This window comes from Salmonella sp. SJTUF15591 (assembly GCF_043356435.1).
In the GTDB taxonomy this organism is placed as follows: Bacteria; Pseudomonadota; Gammaproteobacteria; order Enterobacterales; family Enterobacteriaceae; genus Salmonella; species Salmonella enterica.
On the sequence record NZ_JBEUJO010000009.1, the window covers coordinates 1 to 19,012 of the forward strand.

General features: G+C 51.5%; 17 protein-coding genes, 1 rRNA gene and 2 pseudogenes. 9 read left to right on the forward strand and 11 right to left on the reverse strand.

The window, feature by feature from the left end; all coding sequences use genetic code 11:
- Positions 1–4 precede the first annotated feature (4 nt).
- Positions 5–120 (forward strand): 5S ribosomal RNA (gene rrf / locus ABVM99_RS18845).
- 264 nt (positions 121–384) lie between these two features.
- Here the strand turns inward: rrf and mobB are convergent.
- Together mobB and mobA are read right to left on the reverse strand one after the other, a co-directional pair.
- Positions 385–900, reverse strand: a complete 516-nt coding sequence (mobB, locus tag ABVM99_RS18850; RefSeq protein ID WP_010989085.1) for a molybdopterin-guanine dinucleotide biosynthesis protein MobB — start codon at positions 898–900, stop codon at positions 385–387.
- Complete coding sequence (gene mobA, locus ABVM99_RS18855) at positions 897–1,481, reverse strand: molybdenum cofactor guanylyltransferase MobA (RefSeq protein WP_023195963.1); 585 nt, start codon at positions 1,479–1,481, stop codon at positions 897–899. Before mobA ends, mobB begins: the two co-directional genes overlap by 4 nt.
- Before the next feature lie 69 nt (positions 1,482–1,550).
- Here mobA and ABVM99_RS18860 point away from each other — a divergent pair, with 69 nt between their 5' ends.
- The 3 genes from ABVM99_RS18860 to dsbA all read left to right on the forward strand — a co-directional run bounded on the left by ABVM99_RS18860 (position 1,551) and on the right by dsbA (position 3,523).
- The gene (locus tag ABVM99_RS18860) at positions 1,551–1,820 is read left to right on the forward strand and encodes a YihD family protein (RefSeq protein ID WP_000649858.1); all 270 of its coding nucleotides are present in this window, start codon (positions 1,551–1,553) and stop codon (positions 1,818–1,820) included.
- A 76-nt stretch (positions 1,821–1,896) separates the two neighbouring features.
- On the forward strand, positions 1,897–2,883 hold the full coding sequence (locus ABVM99_RS18865) for a serine/threonine protein kinase (RefSeq protein ID WP_001583726.1): 987 nt from the start codon (positions 1,897–1,899) through the stop codon (positions 2,881–2,883).
- Between the two features lie 16 nt (positions 2,884–2,899).
- Complete coding sequence (dsbA, locus tag ABVM99_RS18870; RefSeq protein WP_000725364.1) at positions 2,900–3,523, forward strand: thiol:disulfide interchange protein DsbA; 624 nt, start codon at positions 2,900–2,902, stop codon at positions 3,521–3,523.
- Positions 3,524–3,535: 12 nt separating this feature from the next.
- On the opposite strand, the gene ABVM99_RS18875 is transcribed toward dsbA, so the two are convergent.
- Positions 3,536–4,444, reverse strand: a complete 909-nt coding sequence (locus tag ABVM99_RS18875) for an acyltransferase (protein ID WP_000196890.1) — start codon at positions 4,442–4,444, stop codon at positions 3,536–3,538.
- A gap of 387 nt (positions 4,445–4,831) precedes the next feature.
- Between ABVM99_RS18875 and polA the strand changes: the two genes are divergently transcribed.
- Positions 4,832–7,618, forward strand: a complete 2,787-nt coding sequence (polA, locus tag ABVM99_RS18880) for a DNA polymerase I (RefSeq protein WP_000249972.1) — start codon at positions 4,832–4,834, stop codon at positions 7,616–7,618.
- A 334-nt stretch (positions 7,619–7,952) separates the two neighbouring features.
- Here polA and yihA read toward each other — a convergent pair whose 3' ends face one another.
- A complete protein-coding gene (yihA, locus tag ABVM99_RS18885; RefSeq protein WP_000183331.1) occupies positions 7,953–8,585 on the reverse strand; it encodes a ribosome biogenesis GTP-binding protein YihA/YsxC in 633 nt (210 codons plus the stop codon).
- 239 nt (positions 8,586–8,824) lie between these two features.
- On the opposite strand from yihA, the gene ABVM99_RS18890 reads away from it, so the two are divergent.
- From ABVM99_RS18890 to hemN, 3 genes are all read left to right on the forward strand, one after another.
- Complete coding sequence (locus tag ABVM99_RS18890) at positions 8,825–9,049, forward strand: hypothetical protein (RefSeq protein ID WP_001541209.1); 225 nt, start codon at positions 8,825–8,827, stop codon at positions 9,047–9,049.
- A gap of 118 nt (positions 9,050–9,167) precedes the next feature.
- Positions 9,168–9,674, forward strand: coding sequence for a Der GTPase-activating protein YihI (yihI, locus tag ABVM99_RS18895; protein ID WP_023195962.1), 507 nt, complete (start codon positions 9,168–9,170; stop codon positions 9,672–9,674).
- A gap of 188 nt (positions 9,675–9,862) precedes the next feature.
- Complete coding sequence (hemN, locus tag ABVM99_RS18900) at positions 9,863–11,236, forward strand: oxygen-independent coproporphyrinogen III oxidase (RefSeq protein ID WP_023195961.1); 1,374 nt, start codon at positions 9,863–9,865, stop codon at positions 11,234–11,236.
- Positions 11,237–11,325: 89 nt separating this feature from the next.
- Here the strand turns inward: hemN and ABVM99_RS18905 are convergent, their stop codons facing one another.
- The 4 genes from ABVM99_RS18905 to glnA all read right to left on the reverse strand — a co-directional run bounded on the left by ABVM99_RS18905 (position 11,326) and on the right by glnA (position 15,700).
- On the reverse strand, positions 11,326–11,436 hold the full coding sequence (locus ABVM99_RS18905) for a YshB family small membrane protein (protein ID WP_001578131.1): 111 nt from the start codon (positions 11,434–11,436) through the stop codon (positions 11,326–11,328).
- A gap of 112 nt (positions 11,437–11,548) precedes the next feature.
- Positions 11,549–12,958, reverse strand: coding sequence for a nitrogen regulation protein NR(I) (gene glnG / locus ABVM99_RS18910; protein WP_001188782.1), 1,410 nt, complete (start codon positions 12,956–12,958; stop codon positions 11,549–11,551).
- An 8-nt stretch (positions 12,959–12,966) separates the two neighbouring features.
- Positions 12,967–14,016, reverse strand: coding sequence for a nitrogen regulation protein NR(II) (gene glnL / locus ABVM99_RS18915; RefSeq protein ID WP_000146192.1), 1,050 nt, complete (start codon positions 14,014–14,016; stop codon positions 12,967–12,969).
- Between the two features lie 274 nt (positions 14,017–14,290).
- On the reverse strand, positions 14,291–15,700 hold the full coding sequence (gene glnA, locus ABVM99_RS18920; protein WP_001271699.1) for a glutamate--ammonia ligase: 1,410 nt from the start codon (positions 15,698–15,700) through the stop codon (positions 14,291–14,293).
- Between the two features lie 375 nt (positions 15,701–16,075).
- Here glnA and typA point away from each other — a divergent pair, with 375 nt between their 5' ends.
- Positions 16,076–17,899: a ribosome-dependent GTPase TypA gene (typA, locus tag ABVM99_RS18925; protein ID WP_000572064.1), complete on the forward strand. Its 1,824-nt coding sequence runs from the start codon at positions 16,076–16,078 to the stop codon at positions 17,897–17,899.
- Positions 17,900–17,953: 54 nt separating this feature from the next.
- Here the strand turns inward: typA and ABVM99_RS18930 are convergent.
- The 3 genes and pseudogenes from ABVM99_RS18930 to ompL form a co-directional block, all read right to left on the reverse strand.
- A pseudogene (locus ABVM99_RS18930) lies at positions 17,954–18,025 on the reverse strand (hypothetical protein); the annotation flags it as partial.
- Positions 18,026–18,132, reverse strand: a pseudogene (locus ABVM99_RS18935) (cytoplasmic protein); the annotation flags it as partial.
- 156 nt (positions 18,133–18,288) lie between these two features.
- A complete protein-coding gene (gene ompL, locus ABVM99_RS18940; protein ID WP_000838828.1) occupies positions 18,289–18,981 on the reverse strand; it encodes a porin OmpL in 693 nt (230 codons plus the stop codon).
- Between the last annotated feature and the right edge of the window lie 31 nt (positions 18,982–19,012).

Below are 19,012 nucleotides of genomic sequence, written 5' to 3' on the forward strand. Positions count from 1 at the left end.
TTTGCCTGGCGGCCGTAGCGCGGTGGTCCCACCTGACCCCATGCCGAACTCAGAAGTGAAACGCCGTAGCGCCGATGGTAGTGTGGGGTCTCCCCATGCGAGAGTAGGGAACTGCCAGGCATCAAATAAAACGAAGGGCCCTGTCGGAAGACAGGGCCTTTTGTTTTATCTGTGGTCTGTCGGTGAGCACTCGTTGCGCAGCAACGGCCCGTAGGGTGGCGGGCAGGACGCCCGCCATAAACTGCCAGGCATCAGACAAGTGAAGAAGCCCGTCCGTCTGGACGGGCTTCTTTGCGTGTGTGGTAACTGTAAAAATGTAGGCCTGATAAGCGCAGCGCCATCAGGCAACCTGCACCGCCGGATGGCGGCTCCGCCTTATCCGGCCTACAAGGAACGTGCTTTCTCTAACCACCGCAAAATGAAGGCAGAAATCTGCGATACATCATTAAGATCCAAAACGGGTACCGCTACGGCAAGTGGAATATCACTGGCAACCGCAATAACATGCTCATCAAGAATTAATTCTTCCTCGCTGTGCCCACATCCCTGACGAAAAAGTAAGATCTTCGCAACTGCCTCGTGTTTAAACCCTTCTACCAGCACCATATCCAGCTTTGATGCATCCATCCGGCTCACCAGCCATGCCAGATCCAACTCTTCTTGCCCCGGCGTTTCAGTCATTAACGCCCAGCGCTGCTGACTGGCAACCAGCGTTTGTGCCGCCCCGGCCTTACGTAATTCGTAGCTATCTTTACCCGGTTTATCAACATCCATATCATGATGGGTATGCTTAATCAGCCCTGGCCGAATACCGTGCGCACAAAGTGCTGGGATCAGTTTTTTCAGCAGTGTTGTTTTTCCCGTGCCGCTCCACGCGGCAATGGCGAGTAGCGGTATCATGGTCTCTTTTGCCATTGCGCGAGTTCCTCCGGCGTGTTGACGTTCACAAATGCCTCCTTACAATCGCTGAAATCAACGGCGTGTCCGCCTACCTGGCGCATAAAAATCATTACCCGCCGCTCGCCTGCTTGCAAATAAGCTGTCAACTGGGGCTCAACGGCACGATTAATCAACGCGATCGTTGGATGATCGCGCTCTCCATCATGAACCCAAACCACGGGTGCGCCATGACGCTGCGTTGCTAAACGATCGACCAGGGTGGGGGGGATACAGGGATTGTCACAGGGACAAAACAGAAACCAGTCGCCTGCTACCTGCTGAAAAACGGAAAGCATACCCGCCAGCGGACCGGGAAAGTCAGCGATTGAATCCGGAATGACTTTCAGGCCGCTGGCCTGGTAGATATCCAGATGGCGATTAGCACTAATGACGACCGTAGCCAGTTGCGGCGCGAGCGCATCGGCAACGTGCCGCCAGAGCGGTTTCCCGTCCAGTTCAAGCAGACCTTTATCCGCACCTCCCATCCGCCGGGCTTTACCGCCTGCCAGCACCACGCCGGTTATTACTTCATCCAGATTCACCGATATCGCCTCTTTTATTGTGGGATTGACCCTGCTACCGTGTCTGTATCAAGAATAAGGAGCACAGCTATGAAATGTAAACGCCTGAATGAAGTCATTGAACTCCTCCAGCCAGCCTGGCAGAAAGAGCCTGATCTTAATCTGACGCAATTTTTGCAGAAACTGGCGAAAGAGTCAGGTTTTGACGGCAAACTGGAAGATTTAACTGATGATATCCTGATCTACCATCTGAAAATGCGTGATTCCGCCAAAGACGCCGCCATTCCAGGGATTCAAAAAGACTATGAAGAGGACTTTAAAACGGCGCTTTTACGCGCCCGCGGCGTTATTAAAGAGTAAAACCTTGTAAGCGGCGCCACCGAAATCGTCACGAAATGATATCCTGAATCATTCGTAGTATTTTCCGGATGATGGGATGAACGACAACGCTTTTACTTTCCAGACGCTACACCCGGAAACCATCATGGATGCGCTGTTTGAACAGGGGATCAGGGTGGATTCCGGGCTGACTCCACTAAACAGTTATGAAAACCGCGTCTATCAGTTTCAGGATGAAGACCGTCGACGTTTTGTCGTTAAGTTTTATCGTCCTGAACGCTGGTCTGTTGATCAAATTCGGGAAGAACACCAATTCGCGCTTGAACTGGTGAAGGATGAGGTTCCGGTTGCTGCTCCGCTCGCGTTTAATGGCCAGACACTGTTAGCGCATCAGGGCTATCATTATGCCATTTTCCCCAGCGTAGGCGGTCGTCAGTTTGAAGCAGATAATATCGATCAGATGGAGGCGGTAGGGCGTTATCTTGGTCGATTGCATCAGACGGGGCGAAAACGTCCTTTCACTTTCCGGCCTGACATTGGGCTTGCAGAGTATCTTTTTGAACCTCGCCAGGTATTCGAAGATGCCGCACTGATTCCCTCCGGGCAAAAAGCGGCTTTCCTGAAAGCCACTGATACTCTACTGTCTGCAGTTACCGAATGCTGGCGCACCGATTTCGCCACGCTGCGATTGCACGGCGATTGTCATGCCGGCAACATTCTATGGCGTGATGGACCGCTGTTTGTCGATTTAGATGATGCCCGTAACGGCCCGGCGATACAGGATTTATGGATGCTGCTGAACGGCGACAAAGCCGAACAGCGAATGCAGCTTGAAACCATTATTGAAGCTTATGAAGAAGTTAGTGGGTTCGATACGGCTGAAATTGGTCTCATTGAACCTTTACGCGCCATGCGTTTAGTTTATTATCTTGCCTGGTTGATTCGTCGTTGGGGCGATCCTGCGTTTCCAAAAAACTTTCCCTGGTTAACAGGGGAAGATTACTGGCAGCGACAGACAACGACTTTTATTGAGCAGACTAAAATTTTGCACGAACCCCCTTTACAATTAACGCCAATGTATTAATCGGAGAGAGTTGATCATGAAAAAGATTTGGCTGGCGCTGGCTGGTATGGTTTTAGCTTTTAGCGCCTCGGCAGCACAGATCAGCGACGGTAAACAGTATATCACGCTGGATAAACCGGTCGCTGGCGAACCCCAGGTACTGGAGTTTTTCTCCTTCTACTGCCCACATTGTTATCAGTTTGAAGAAGTGCTTCATGTGTCTGACAATGTGAAGAAAAAGCTGCCGGAAGGCACCAAAATGACCAAGTACCACGTTGAGTTCCTGGGGCCGTTGGGCAAGGAGCTCACCCAGGCATGGGCGGTGGCGATGGCGTTGGGTGTAGAAGATAAAGTCACGGTCCCGCTGTTTGAAGCCGTACAGAAAACCCAGACAGTACAATCTGCCGCGGATATCCGTAAAGTGTTCGTTGATGCGGGCGTCAAAGGCGAAGATTACGATGCGGCATGGAACAGCTTCGTGGTGAAATCACTGGTTGCGCAACAGGAGAAAGCCGCGGCTGACCTGCAACTGCAGGGCGTTCCGGCGATGTTCGTCAATGGCAAATACCAGATTAACCCACAAGGCATGGATACCAGCAGCATGGATGTTTTTGTTCAGCAGTATGCTGATACCGTTAAATATTTGGTTGATAAAAAATAAAAAGAACGCCGGTCACTGACCGGCGTTTTTATAAGATGTTTTAATCTCTTCTATCTGTATATCTTTCTTATCCCACAGCGTATTAAGCCAACGTTGAAAACGGCGTTTGAATGTTTTGTCGTTCACGTAATCGCCGTGCAGTTCTTCATTTATGGGTTCCAGTTGCACCCGAACAACAATACGCGTCAGCCTACCGCTTAGCATATCGTAGAAGGGGTGACGATCGTTGTTTGGGTAACACAACGTAATATTAAGCAGCTTATCGAACTGTGAGCCTAAAACATTAATCGCCATTGCAATACCGGCTGCTTTTGGCGGCAACAGATGTTGATAAGGTGAATGCGTTTGCTGACGTTTCTCATGCGTAAATCGCGAGCCTTCAACAAAGTTAACGATAGTGGTGGGATACCGACGAAACTTTTCGCAAGAGCGACGAGTTGTTTCAACATCTTTGCCGCGTCGATCGGGGTGGCGGAGCAGGTAGCTACGGGAGTAGCGCTTCATAAACGGCATATCTAATGCCCAGCACGCCAGGCCAATGAACGGTACCCAGGCCAATTGCTGTTTAAGAAAGTACTTATTCATTGGGATATGCTTGCGGAACAGAACGCAAAGCACAACGATATCGGCCCAGCTGCGATGATTACAAATCAGTAAATACCAATTTTTCTTGCTCAGCCCTTCTAACCCTTCTACATCCCATTGCAAGTGCGGATTAAGGCGTAACAGCGCTGCAAGACCAGCACACCAGCAATACATCATGAAATTGCAGAAAATGGAGACCTTGCGCCAGATACCGGGAACAGGCAAAAGAAGCTTTACCATACCGGCAATGATGATTGGTACGGAGCAAACAATAGTGACCAGGATGGTCAATACGATACTCAATGGGAGCGTGATAGCCGCGAGTATTCTCGTCATAATAAATTATTCAAAAGTTAGCCATAAACGGTGCGCGAAAAGGGCGCAAGAGGCTGATTCTATCAGAAAACGATGCTAATGATGGCGCTGAGTGAAATAGAAACACTCGTAACAACTATCCACATTATGATAACGGCATGAATCAGATAATCAGAAAAACGTGATGTTAACAACTCATTGAAAATAATGGGTAATTATTAAGATGAGAAGGCTATCGCGCTGATTTTAAAGTAATGGTAAGAATTTACACACAAAGTTATCCACAGGTTGTTTTGCGAGCGATCCTGAAGATCGACAAAACTTTTCCGCAAATGCGGCGAAAAACTCAAGTTTTCCTCCTGTATGTGGCATCCTTTAACCATAATCTGTTAAACAGGCACGGACATTATGGTTCAGATCCCAGAAAACCCACTTATTCTCGTAGATGGCTCATCCTATCTCTATCGCGCCTATCATGCGTTTCCGCCGTTAACCAACAGCGCGGGAGAACCTACGGGCGCAATGTATGGTGTCCTCAACATGTTGCGCAGCCTGATCATGCAGTATCAGCCGACGCATGCTGCGGTGGTGTTTGACGCCAAAGGAAAAACCTTCCGTGATGAGCTCTTTGAACATTACAAATCGCATCGTCCTCCGATGCCGGATGATCTGCGAGCGCAAATAGAGCCGTTACATGCCATGGTTAAAGCCATGGGGTTACCTCTGCTGGCAGTCTCTGGCGTAGAAGCGGATGACGTTATCGGTACACTGGCGCGAGAAGCGGAGAAGGTGGGGCGTCCGGTATTAATCAGCACCGGCGATAAAGATATGGCACAGTTGGTGACGCCGAATATTACGCTGATCAACACCATGACTAACACCATCCTCGGCCCGGATGAAGTCGTTAATAAGTACGGCGTGCCGCCTGAGCTGATTATCGACTTTCTGGCGCTGATGGGGGACTCCTCGGATAATATTCCGGGCGTACCAGGCGTGGGTGAGAAGACGGCGCAAGCCTTGCTTCAGGGATTGGGCGGCCTGGATACGCTGTACGCCGAGCCGGAAAAAATTGCCGGTCTCACTTTCCGCGGCGCCAAAACGATGGCCGGTAAATTAGCGCAGAATAAAGACGTAGCGTACCTGTCTTATAAACTCGCCACCATTAAAACGGATGTTGAACTGGAGCTGACCTGCGAACAGCTTGAAGTACAGCAGCCGATTGCGGATGAACTGCTGGGCCTGTTTAAAAAATATGAGTTTAAGCGCTGGACGGCGGACGTTGAGTCAGGCAAATGGCTACAGGCAAAGGGCGCGAAACCGGCGGCCAAACCGCAGGAAACGGTCGTTATTGATGAATCGCCCAGCGAACCGGCAGCGGCGCTCTCTTATGAAAATTATGTCACGATTCTGGACGACGTTACGCTGGAAAGCTGGATTGAAAAGCTGAAAAAAGCGCCAGTTTTTGCTTTCGACACGGAGACCGACAGCCTGGATAATATCGCCGCCAACCTGGTGGGCCTCTCGTTTGCCATCGAACCTGGCGTTGCCGCGTATGTACCTGTCGCGCATGATTATCTGGACGCTCCGGATCAAATCTCCCGCCAGCGTGCTCTGGAACTGCTGAAGCCGCTGCTGGAAGATGAAAAAGTGCGCAAAGTGGGGCAAAACCTCAAGTACGATCGCGGCGTCTTGCAAAATTACGGTATTGAGCTGCGCGGTATCGCCTTCGATACCATGCTTGAGTCTTACATTCTGAACAGCGTCGCCGGACGCCATGATATGGACAGCTTGTCCGATCGTTGGCTGAAGCACAAAACTATCACCTTTGAAGACATTGCCGGTAAAGGTAAAAACCAGCTCACCTTTAACCAGATCGCACTGGAGGAAGCGGGGCGCTATGCGGCAGAAGATGCGGATGTCACGTTACAGTTGCATCTCAAAATGTGGCCTGAGCTCCAGCAGCACAAAGGCCCGCTGAATGTTTTCGAAAACATCGAAATGCCGCTGGTGCCGGTACTGTCACGCGTTGAGCGCAATGGCGTAAAAATCGATCCTGCCGTCCTGCACAAACATTCGGAAGAAATCACGCTACGTCTGGCGGAACTGGAAAAGAAAGCGCATGACATTGCGGGCGAGGCGTTCAACCTGTCCTCGACGAAGCAGTTGCAGACCATCCTGTTTGAAAAGCAGGGTATTAAGCCGCTGAAGAAAACGCCTGGCGGCGCGCCGTCAACGTCGGAAGAGGTGCTGGAAGAGCTGGCGCTGGACTATCCGCTGCCGAAAGTGATTCTGGAGTATCGTGGTCTGGCGAAGCTAAAATCCACCTATACCGATAAGCTGCCGCTGATGATTAACCCGAAAACCGGGCGCGTCCATACGTCCTATCATCAGGCGGTAACGGCGACGGGACGTTTATCGTCCACCGATCCGAACCTGCAAAATATTCCGGTGCGCAATGAAGAGGGCCGCCGCATTCGTCAGGCATTTATTGCGCCTGAGGATTATCTCATCGTGTCTGCGGACTATTCACAGATTGAGCTGCGTATTATGGCGCATCTTTCCCGTGATAAAGGGCTGCTCACGGCGTTCGCCGAAGGGAAGGATATTCACCGCGCAACGGCGGCGGAAGTCTTTGGCTTGCCGCTGGATAGCGTGACCGGGGAACAGCGCCGAAGTGCGAAAGCCATTAACTTTGGCCTGATTTACGGGATGAGCGCCTTCGGTCTTTCTCGCCAGCTTAATATTCCGCGTAAAGAGGCGCAGAAGTATATGGATCTCTACTTCGAACGCTACCCTGGCGTGCTGGAATATATGGAGCGCACCCGCGCTCAGGCAAAAGAACAAGGCTATGTGGAAACGCTGGAGGGACGCCGCCTTTACCTGCCGGATATTAAATCCAGCAACGCGGCGCGGCGCGCGGGGGCGGAACGCGCGGCGATCAATGCTCCCATGCAAGGAACGGCTGCCGATATCATCAAGCGCGCCATGATTGCCGTCGATGCCTGGCTACAGGCCGAGCAGCCACGCGTGCGGATGATTATGCAGGTACACGATGAATTAGTGTTCGAGGTGCATAAAGACGACTTAGATGCGGTAGCAAAACGTATCCATCAGTTGATGGAAAACTGCACGCGTATTGATGTGCCGTTGCTGGTGGAAGTCGGTAGCGGAGAAAATTGGGATCAAGCGCACTAAGCATTTAAGGAAGAACGCGCTTTTTTCGTAATTAAGCAACATAAGCACGGGGGTTTTGTGATGGGTATTAGAATTCCCTATGTAAAGAATGAAAAAAAATTACGAAAAGGTCTTTCTGTGTTGCTCAAAAAAGAGTAAAGTTATTCACGTAGGGTACAGAGGTAAGATGTTCTATCTTTCAGACCTTTTACTTCACGTAATCGGATTTGGCTGAATATTTTAGCCGCCCCAGTCAGTTTATGACTGGGGCGTTTTTTATTGGGCGTAAGAAAAGTTTCGCTCACACCGTAGGCCGGATAAGACGCGCAGCGGCGCCATCCGGCATAGCGGATGATTATTCCCCGTCCTGAATCTCTTCGACCGGTGCCAGTTCGCTAAACCAGCTATCCAGTTTCTGACGTAACTTATCCACGCCCTGCTTTTTCAGCGAGGAAAACGCTTCTACCTGCACATCGCCATTAAAAGCCAGCACGGCTTCACGTACCATATTCAACTGCGCCTTGCGCGCGCCGCTGGCCAGTTTGTCCGCTTTGGTCAGCAGAACCAGAACCTGGATATTGCTCTCTACAGCCCACTGGATCATCTGTTGGTCGAGGTCTTTCAACGGATGGCGGATATCCATTAAAACGACTAAGCCCTGTAGGCTTTGACGTTTCTCCAGATATTCCCCCAGCGCGCGTTGCCACTTGCGTTTCATCTCTTCCGGGACTTCCGCATAGCCATAGCCCGGCAGGTCGACCAACCGTTTGCCCTCTACGACTTCAAACAGGTTAATCAATTGGGTACGGCCCGGCGTTTTAGAGGTGCGCGCCAGGCTTTTTTGGTTGGTCAACGTGTTCAGGGCGCTGGATTTGCCTGCATTGGAACGGCCAGCAAAAGCCACTTCAATTCCGCAATCGGAAGGTAAATGGCGAATATCAGGCGCACTCATCACAAAATGCGTCTGTTGATAATTCAGGTTAGTCAAAGCGGTCGTCTCCGTCAGTCAAAGCATTGTGGCGATTATACCTGAACGCCAGCAAAAGACGGATTTTTCGGCGCGTCGGTGCTGTAAGCAAAAGCCATACGCTTTGTGAGACATTGTCCATTGCACTTATGCGACATGACAGAGTCGTTGTCAGGCTCAAAGCCAGTTAATATAGTTAAATCATGAATTTATAGAAAGGTAATTGTCTGAAAAAAAGGGATTTGCCGTGTCGGTATCTTGTGAGTTTACCCCAAAAGAGTAAAGTAATGCACATAGCGAGGACGCTAACAGGATCAACGACTCAGGATGAGGGTCAGGAGCGCCAGGAGGCGAAGACACAGGATTGTCAGGAAGACAAACGTCCGGAGACGTTAGTAAAAGGAAATGGAAACAACATGGAATGTTCCAGGCTAAGGGAAAAACAGGGCGTGTTGATAGCCAACAGGGATGGTGGAACCCGTTAAGGGTCGTGAGTCAAGAAAAAAGGCGGCAGATTACTCTGTCGCCTTTTTTCTTTGCTTGCTTTCTGCTAGATTCCGCCTCAATTCTATACTGAATAAAACGGCTTAAAGATCTGACATCATGAAAAAACCAACCTCTGCACCGCGCAGTAAAGCCTTTGGCAAACAGCGTCGTAAAACGCGTGAAGAGTTAAACCAGGAGGCGCGCGACCGTAAACGCCTGAAAAAACATCGCGGTCATGCGCCGGGAAGTCGCGCGGCGGGCGGCAATTCCGCTTCGGGCGGCGGCAATCAGAATCAACAAAAAGATCCACGTATTGGCAGTAAAACACCTGTTCCATTGGGCGTGACTGAAAAAGTGACCCAACAGCATAAACCGAAAAGTGAGAAACCTATGCTTTCACCGCAGGCGGAGTTGGATTTACTGGAAACGGATGAGCGCCTGGATGCGCTGTTAGAACGTCTGGAAGCGGGCGAAACCCTGAGTGCGGAAGATCAAGCCTGGGTAGATGCCAAACTGGATCGTATTGATGAACTGATGCAGAAGCTTGGTCTGTCTTACGATGACGACGACGAAGACGACGAGAAGCAGGAAGATATGATGCGCCTGCTAAGAGGCGGCAACTAACGGGTTTACACCGTGGGCTTGCCCGTCCTGCTTATAACCCTTCCGGTTATATGTTATCTGGTGTGGTTATTCGTTAAACTACAGCGATTGTCGCGGCGACAGAAATGGCTGCGCAGCCGGCTTGCCGCCCGTCATGGCGTGAAGCCGGTACGCCGTACCCGCCAGAGACGCCATCGGAAGGAGTGAGCATGTCTGAACAGCAAATAGACTGGGATCTGGCCCTGATCCAGAAATATAACTATTCCGGGCCACGATATACCTCGTACCCAACCGCGCTGGAGTTTTCTGAAGACTTCGAGGACGCCGCATTCTTGCAGGCTGTGGCGCGTTATCCTGAACGTCCGCTCTCGCTGTATGTGCATATCCCGTTTTGTCACAAGTTGTGTTATTTCTGCGGCTGCAACAAGATTGTCACCCGCCAACAGCATAAAGCTGACCAGTATCTTGACGCGCTTGAGCAGGAAATTCGCCATCGCGCGCCGCTGTTTGCAGACCGTCATGTCAGCCAGCTTCACTGGGGCGGCGGTACGCCTACTTACCTGAATAAAGCGCAAATCAGCCGCTTAATGACGCTGTTGCGTGAAAATTTCCACTTTAATACCGACGCGGAAATCTCGATCGAAGTCGATCCCCGTGAAATTGAGCTGGATGTGCTCGATCATTTACGTGCGGAAGGTTTTAACCGCCTGAGTATGGGCGTGCAGGACTTTAATAAAGAGGTGCAGCGCCTGGTTAACCGCGAGCAGGATGAAGAATTCATCTTTGCGTTGCTTAATCACGCCCGCGATATCGGCTTTACCTCGACCAATATCGATTTGATCTACGGTCTACCGAAACAGACGCCGGAAAGCTTCGCTTTCACGCTGAAGCGTGTGACGGAACTGAACCCCGATCGTTTGAGCGTCTTTAACTATGCGCATCTGCCAACGCTTTTTGCCGCCCAGCGTAAAATTAAAGATGCCGATTTACCCAGCGCGCAGCAGAAACTGGATATTTTGCAGGAGACGATCGTATCGCTTACTCAGGCCGGTTATCAGTTTATCGGGATGGACCATTTTGCCCGTCCGGACGACGAACTGGCCGTCGCGCAGCGCGAAGGCGTGCTGCACCGTAATTTTCAGGGCTATACGACCCAGGGCGATACCGATCTGCTGGGGATAGGGGTTTCTGCTATCAGCATGATTGGCGATGGCTACATGCAGAACCAGAAAGAGCTGAAGCGTTATTACCAGCAAGTGGATGAGCGGGGCAATGCGCTATGGCGTGGTATTACGCTGACCCGTGATGATTGCATTCGTCGCGATGTTATCAAGGCGCTGATTTGTAACTTCCGCCTGGATTTTAACGCTGTCGAACAGCAGTGGGGGTTGCATTTCGCTGAGTATTTTGCCGAAGATTTGCAGTTACTGTCGCCGCTGGCGAAAGATGGGCTGGTGGATATTAGCGAGAAGGGAATTCAGGTGACGGCGAAAGGTCGTTTGCTGATCCGCAATATCTGCATGTGCTTTGACGCGTATCTGCGCCAGAAAGCGCGGATGCAGCAGTTCTCGCGCGTCATTTAGCCGGGTTGCCCGGTGGCGCTGCGCTTACCGGGCCTACACGTTGCGACAACCTGTAGGCCGGATAAGCATTAGCGCCATCCGGCACATTGTCAGCTGAACAGTCCTACCAGCGCGGCACACAACACGGCGGCTAGCGCAGTTTGTGGCGTGTGGCTGTCGACCGCTCCACTCGATACCAGATTAATAATAGATTCTAACATAATGAATCCCCCCGTTTGCCGGGCATGATCATACTGAACTCATCGGAACAGTAAAGCGCAAAATAGCAGCGTTTTGCGCTCAATTATTAATCTTTACACTCGCGGGTAATGTTTACTCCATTCCCAGCTCTTTCAACTTCCGCGTTAGGGTGTTTCGCCCCCAACCGAGCAGCCTGGCGGCTTCCTGTTTATGACCCTGCGTATGGCGTAACGCCGTGGTCAGTAGCGTTCTTTCCAGTTCTGGCTGCGCTTCAGAAAGCAGGTTTTGATGACCGGATCGCAAGGCGCGGTCCGCCCATTGCGCCAGTAATGTAGCCCAGCTATCCGGCGGCAGGTGGGACGGGCTATCCGGCGCCGAGGCTTCAAACAGTTCGCCCGGTAAATCCTGGATCAATACCTCCTGTCCGGCGGCCATGACGGTGAGCCAGCGGCAGGTATTTTCTAACTGACGCACGTTACCAGGCCATGCCAGGCGCGTTAACGCCGTTTCGGTTTCCGGATGTAATAATTTGGCTTCCACGCCTAATTCACGGGCGGCGACCTGCAAAAAATGGCGTGCCAGGCGCGGAATATCCTCACGACGCTCGCGCAACGGCGGGAGATGGATACGAATCACGTTCAGGCGGTGGAACAGGTCTTCGCGGAATTTCCCTTCCTGAACGCGTCGTTCGAGGTTCTGGTGGGTGGCGGCGATAATGCGCACATCCACTTTTACCGGCGCGTACCCGCCCACACGGTAGAACTGTCCGTCAGCCAGCACGCGTAACAGACGAGTCTGGACATCCAGCGGCATATCGCCAATTTCGTCCAGAAACAGCGTGCCGCCGTCAGCCTGCTCGAAACGGCCCTGCCGGATGGTATTCGCCCCGGTAAAAGCGCCTTTCTCATGGCCAAACAGTTCGGATTCAATCAAATCTTTCGGGATGGCCGCCATATTGAGCGCGATAAACGGCGCTTTGGCGCGTGGGCTATGGCGATGTAGCGCATGGGCGACCAGTTCTTTACCGGTTCCTGATTCGCCGTTAATCAGCACGCTAATCGAAGAACGCGACAGCCGACCAATAATGCGAAACACATCCTGCATGGCGGGCGCTTCGCCTATCATGTCTGTTGTCGGGCCGTTAACCTCGATATTACGCGGCTGCTGCTGCTCCTGATAGTGGCTAATCGCGCGCTCGACCAGAGCGACGGCTTCATCAATATCAAACGGTTTAGGCAGATAATCAAACGCCCCCTGCTGATAGGCGCTCACGGCGGCATCTAAATCGGAATGCGCGGTCATAATGATGACCGGAAGCATCGGGTGACGCTGTTTAATCTGCTTTAATAGCGCCAGCCCGTCCATTCCCGGCATTCGGATATCCGACAGCAAGACGTCCGGCGTTTTACTGGCCAGCGCAGCCAGTACTTCATTACCATTCTCAAAGGTGGTACAGGTCAACCCTGCCCCGGCGAGAGCACGTTCAAGTACCCAACGGATGGAACTATCATCATCGACGACCCAGACTATTCCTCGTTGCATAAACACCTCTATTTCCGAATCGGCAGGTAAACCGAAAACTCGGTATGCCCCGGCCAACTGGTAAATTCAATTTTGCCGGCGTGTTGATCGATAAGATTGCGGGCGATAGATAACCCAAGCCCGGTGCCGCCTTCGCGACCGCTGACCATCGGGTAGAACAGCGTATCCTGTAAATGGGGAGGAATGCCCGGCCCATTGTCTTCAACGTCTATACGCGCCGCCAGGCGATAGCGTTCGCCATGCAGCGTTAACTGGAAGGCGGTACGGGTACGCAGCGTAATTTCGCCGCCATCCGGCCCCAGCGCCTGCAAGGCATTGCGGACAATATTCAGCAGTACTTGCTCAATTTGTTCCGGGTCATGCGGCAGTTCTGGCAGACTGGGGTCGTAATCGCGGATAAGCCGGACATTATCCGGCAGTTCCATCGACACCAGCGCCACCACGCGCTCCGCGACTTTATGTATGCTCTCGGTAATGTGCATTCCCGGGTGCTGCGGCCCCAGCAAACGATCGACAAGGTTGCGTAGCCTGTCGGCCTGTTCAATGATGACTTTGGTATATTCCGTTAGCGCCGGGTCGGGCAGCGCCTTGCTGAGTAGCTGCGCCGCGCCGCGCAGGCCGCCGAGCGGATTTTTGATTTCGTGCGCCAGACCGCGCACCAGATCGCGGGCGGCGATTTGCTGCGCGTGCTGCAACTGCTCCTGACTCAGACGACGCTGGTTATCCATCGGTGCCATTTCGAGCAGTATAAAATCGTCGGGCAGACGTTGGGCGGTCAAAGAGAGAATATGCGAGCGACTATCAATCACCAGCGTCACTTCGTTATCGGTAAAGCCTTGTCCTGCCGCTAAACTTTCGCGCATCAGGTCAATGTTTAACGAAAAATAGCTCAACAGTTCAGGTAACGGCGTCCCGAACAGTTTGCGTGAGCTTTGCGCGAGCAACTGCTGCGCGGCAGGATTGGCGTAATGGATTGCCAGCGCGTCGTCGACCACCAGCACGCTGTTGATTAACGAATTGAGGATCTGCCCAGCATCGGGCTGTATGCCGCTTGCCATTCAGCAGTCTCCTGGAAAAGGTTGCACCATTTTAGTGCATTATAGCTTTTTACCACTAAAAAGCGCGTGAGATCAGATTGTTGGTGGAGAAAAAAGCCCATCCTGGGATGGGCTGAAAGTTTCCACGGCAACTCAAAAACTCCTGACGCCTTTCACGCTGTTGTTGTGTTGGCTGCTTTCGCTTACCCCAGTCACATCGCTATCTATGCTCCTGGGCATGTGCTCAGTTGCCGCCTTGCAGCAACGCGAAATTCGTCGGATTTTTAATATACGATTAAACGCTGTAGTACAGCTCAAACTCTACCGGGTGCGGGGTCATACGCACGCGGTCATCTTCTTCGCGACGCAGCGCAATATACGCATCGATCGCTTCATCAGTGAACACGCCGCCTGCTTTCAGGAACTCGCGGTCCAGGTCCAGCGCGTTCAGCGCTTCTTCCAGAGAACCCGCTACCTGTGGGATCTCTTTCGCTTCTTCCGGCGGCAGGTCATACAGGTTTTTGTCCATGGCTTCGCCCGGGTGAATCTTATTCTTAATCCCGTCCAGACCGGCCATCAGCAGGGCGGCAAAGCACAGATACGGGTTAGCCGCCGGGTCCGGGAAGCGAACTTCGATACGGCGCGCTTTCGGAGACGCCACCACCGGAATACGGATGGAGGCGGAACGGTTACGGGCGGAGTAGGCCAGCATCACCGGCGCTTCGTAACCCGGGACCAGACGCTTGTAGGAGTTGGTGGTCGGGTTCGCCAGGGCGTTGATGGCTTTGGCGTGTTTGATGACGCCGCCGATGTAGTACAGCGCCTGCTCAGACAGACCGGCATATTTGTCGCCAGAGAACAGGTTGGTGCCGTTCTTCGCCAGCGACATGTGGCAGTGCATACCGGAACCGTTATCGCCGAACATCGGTTTTGGCATAAAGGTCGCGGTCTTACCGAAGCGGTGAGCCACGTTATGCACGACATATTTGTAAATCTGAATTTCGTCGGCTTTTTTGGTCATGGTGTTAAAGCGGGTCGCCACTTCGTTCTGACCTGCGGTCGCTACTTCGTGGTGGTGCGCTTCAACGACCAGGCCCATCTGCTCCATGACCAGACACATTTCAGAACGGATATCCTGCGCGGAGTCAACTGGCGGAACCGGGAAATAACCGCCTTTCACGCCCGGACGATGGCCTTTGTTGCCGCCTTCATATTTGGTAGAGGAGTTCCAGGCGCCTTCAATATCGTCAATCGCCACATGTGAGCCGGAGATAGATGCGCCGAAGCGGATGTCGTCGAACAGGAAGAATTCAGGTTCCGGCCCAAACAGGACGGTATCGGCGATACCGGTCGCGCGCAGGTAGTCTTCCGCACGTTTTGCGATGGAACGTGGGTCACGGTCATAACCTTGCAGAGTGCCAGGCTCCAGGATGTCGCAACGGATAATCAGGGTAGAGTCCGCGAAGAACGGGTCAATCACTGCGGTGGATGCGTCTGGCATCAGCACCATGTCGGATTCGTTAATGCCTTTCCAGCCGCCGATAGAGGAGCCGTCAAACATTTTGCCTTCTTCAAAGAATTCGGCATTTACCTGATGAGCAGGAATCGTGACGTGCTGTTCTTTGCCTTTGGTATCGGTGAAGCGCAGATCGACAAACTTCACTTCGTGCTCGTTCAGCATCGTCAAAACGTGTTCAGCGGACATACTTGTACTCTCCCGGATTGGTCATGGTCGGTCGTCGTGGTAACGAGATCTTCAATTCTGCTGGCCGTGTCGCCGTAAAAATATAAAGCGAAATCTGTGCCAACTTTCACATTGCCCCCAAAAGGCGTTATCATGCGCACCATCGTGCAAAAGGGCTGCACCACGGTGACTATGTTGCACCAAAATAGTGCTTCAATGTGAACATTAAGCACCACATTGGTGCAATAGAACGCAAGCCACCCTTTTAACGCTCCGTGAAAGCGATCACAAAGAGACTCTGCAATACTTGTTTGCGGAGGATGTTTGTGATCCTGTTTTGTAGTGCGATTAATCCGTGTACAATAACGCGCTATTTCTAATGCCTGAGGCAAAGTTGTGATCGAAAATTTGCGTAACATCGCCATCATCGCGCACGTTGACCATGGTAAAACTACCCTGGTTGATAAGCTGCTCCAGCAATCCGGTACGTTCGACGCGCGTGCCGAAACTCAAGAGCGAGTGATGGACTCCAACGATTTGGAGAAAGAGCGTGGTATTACTATCCTCGCTAAAAACACCGCTATTAAATGGAATGATTACCGTATCAACATCGTTGATACTCCCGGGCACGCTGACTTCGGTGGTGAAGTAGAGCGCGTCATGTCCATGGTTGACTCTGTGCTGCTGGTGGTTGACGCATTTGACGGCCCGATGCCGCAAACGCGCTTCGTGACCAAAAAAGCCTTTGCTCATGGCCTGAAACCTATTGTGGTTATCAACAAGGTTGACCGTCCTGGCGCGCGCCCTGACTGGGTTGTTGACCAGGTATTCGACCTGTTTGTTAACCTCGACGCGACCGACGAACAGCTGGACTTCCCGATCATCTACGCTTCGGCGCTGAACGGTATCGCGGGTCTGGACCACGAAGATATGGCGGAAGACATGACCCCGCTGTATCAGGCGATCGTTGATCATGTTCCGGCGCCGGACGTTGACCTCGATGGTCCGTTGCAGATGCAGATCTCCCAGCTGGACTACAACAACTACGTTGGCGTTATCGGCATCGGCCGTATCAAACGCGGCAAAGTGAAGCCGAACCAGCAGGTCACTATCATCGATAGTGAAGGGAAAACCCGTAACGCGAAAGTAGGTAAAGTGCTGACGCATCTGGGTCTGGAGCGTATCGACAGCGATATCGCCGAAGCGGGCGATATCATTGCGATCACCGGTCTGGGCGAGCTGAACATTTCCGACACCATCTGCGACCCGCAGAACGTTGAAGCGCTGCCGGCGCTGTCCGTTGATGAGCCGACCGTGTCTATGTTCTTCTGCGTTAACACCTCGCCGTTCTGCGGTAAAGAAGGTAAGTTTGTGACTTCTCGTCAGATTCTTGACCGTCTGAACAAAGAGCTGGTGCATAACGTGGCGCTGCGCGTTGAAGAAACCGAAGATGCGGATGCGTTCCGTGTATCCGGTCGTGGCGAACTGCACCTGTCCGTGCTGATTGAAAATATGCGTCGTGAAGGTTTCGAACTGGCGGTTTCCCGTCCGAAAGTTATCTTCCGTGAAATCGACGGTCGTAAACAAGAGCCGTACGAAAACGTGACGCTGGACGTCGAAGAGCAGCACCAGGGGTCTGTCATGCAGGCGCTGGGCGAGCGTAAAGGCGACCTGAAAAACATGAATCCGGACGGTAAAGGCCGCGTACGTCTCGACTACGTGATCCCAAGCCGTGGGCTGATTGGTTTCCGTTCAGAATTCATGACCATGACTTCCGGTACGGGTCTGCTGTACTCCACCTTCAGCCATTACGACGATATTCGTCCGGGTGAAGTGGGCCAGCGTCAGAACGGCGTACTGATCTCCAACGGTCAGGGTAAAGCGGTGGCGTTTGCGCTGTTCGGTTTGCAGGATCGCGGTAAGCTGTTCCTGGGTCACGGTGCGGAAGTTTATGAAGGCCAGATTATTGGTATTCACAGTCGCTCCAACGACCTGACGGTAAACTGCCTGACCGGTAAGAAACTGACCAACATGCGTGCGTCTGGTACGGATGAAGCGGTGATTCTGGTTCCGCCAATTAAAATGAGCCTTGAGCAAGCGCTGGAGTTCATTGATGACGACGAACTGGTAGAAGTCACCCCAACCTCTATCCGTATCCGTAAACGTCACCTGACGGAAAACGATCGCCGCCGTGCGAACCGTGGTCAGAAAGAAGAGTAATTAACGTTCTTACGGATAAAAACCCTGCCGAAATGAAAACTCGGCGGGGTTTTTTTATTCACATTGATAAAGGGATAAGGTTGCCAAAAAATCAGCAATCGCTGGCGTATTATGCCGACCAATGACAATGGTCAGTGAGCGAAGCTTTGGCAGATCTTCATCGGTTAACATCAAATTAATGAGTGTTCCTGGGTTAATTCATTGCCCCAATCAATATTAAATCGCTTATTCATTTGTTTCCCTTCTCTATAAGCATGAATACGGTAAAACGCTTTGTGAATATTATCATGGCGCTTAGGGGCAGGATATCGGGAGTCTGATTCAGGATGAATGAGCGGGCAGAACAACTACCCGCTGTGATGCAGATTCGGAAAATAGAGGCGATAATATCAGAAGAAATACTTCGCCCCGATACGAATCTGGTTTTGCTCTCTATGGTAGGGACCCACGTTACGATCTAACCAGCGTAATTCAAAGTAGGGCAACCAGTGTTCATTGATACGATAACGGAAGGTATTAGTGATTTCCCAATGATGCTTCGTACCATTACTACTATTAAAATCATTAACGTTATAAAAATAGTGTGGTTCAAAGGTATAAGAAAATTTATCGGTAATGATAAAATTCCAATAGTTACCGATTTCATAGCTGTCATTATTATCCAGTTCGCCATTCAAATCGGTTGAACTATAATTATTGTGATTATATCGGTTACGTACCGTAAGATTAAACCACGGGGTAAATTTATAGTTAACATCCAGATAGACGGCGCCGCCGGAACCAATGCTTTTGTCGTTTATTAACCCGCCAGGCTGGATGGTTAATTTATCTGTAGGTTTAAATAACGGATACCAGCCCTCAATCTCATTATAACCGTGCTTTAATTCATCATCACGCTGTAGCGTATAGGTATTGGTCAACATAATTCCGGCACCCATATCGGAGTTATAGCCGACGCGCAGCATAAACTCCATTTGGTCAGACGCCAGGTTATAGGCCTCACGGTTTTCTACATAAGCGCCAGCAAAAACAGAGGTGGATATTACTGAAGTTAATATCACTAGAGTATTCAGAGATTTCATAATAAATCCATTTTTCAAATATAGGGAAGCC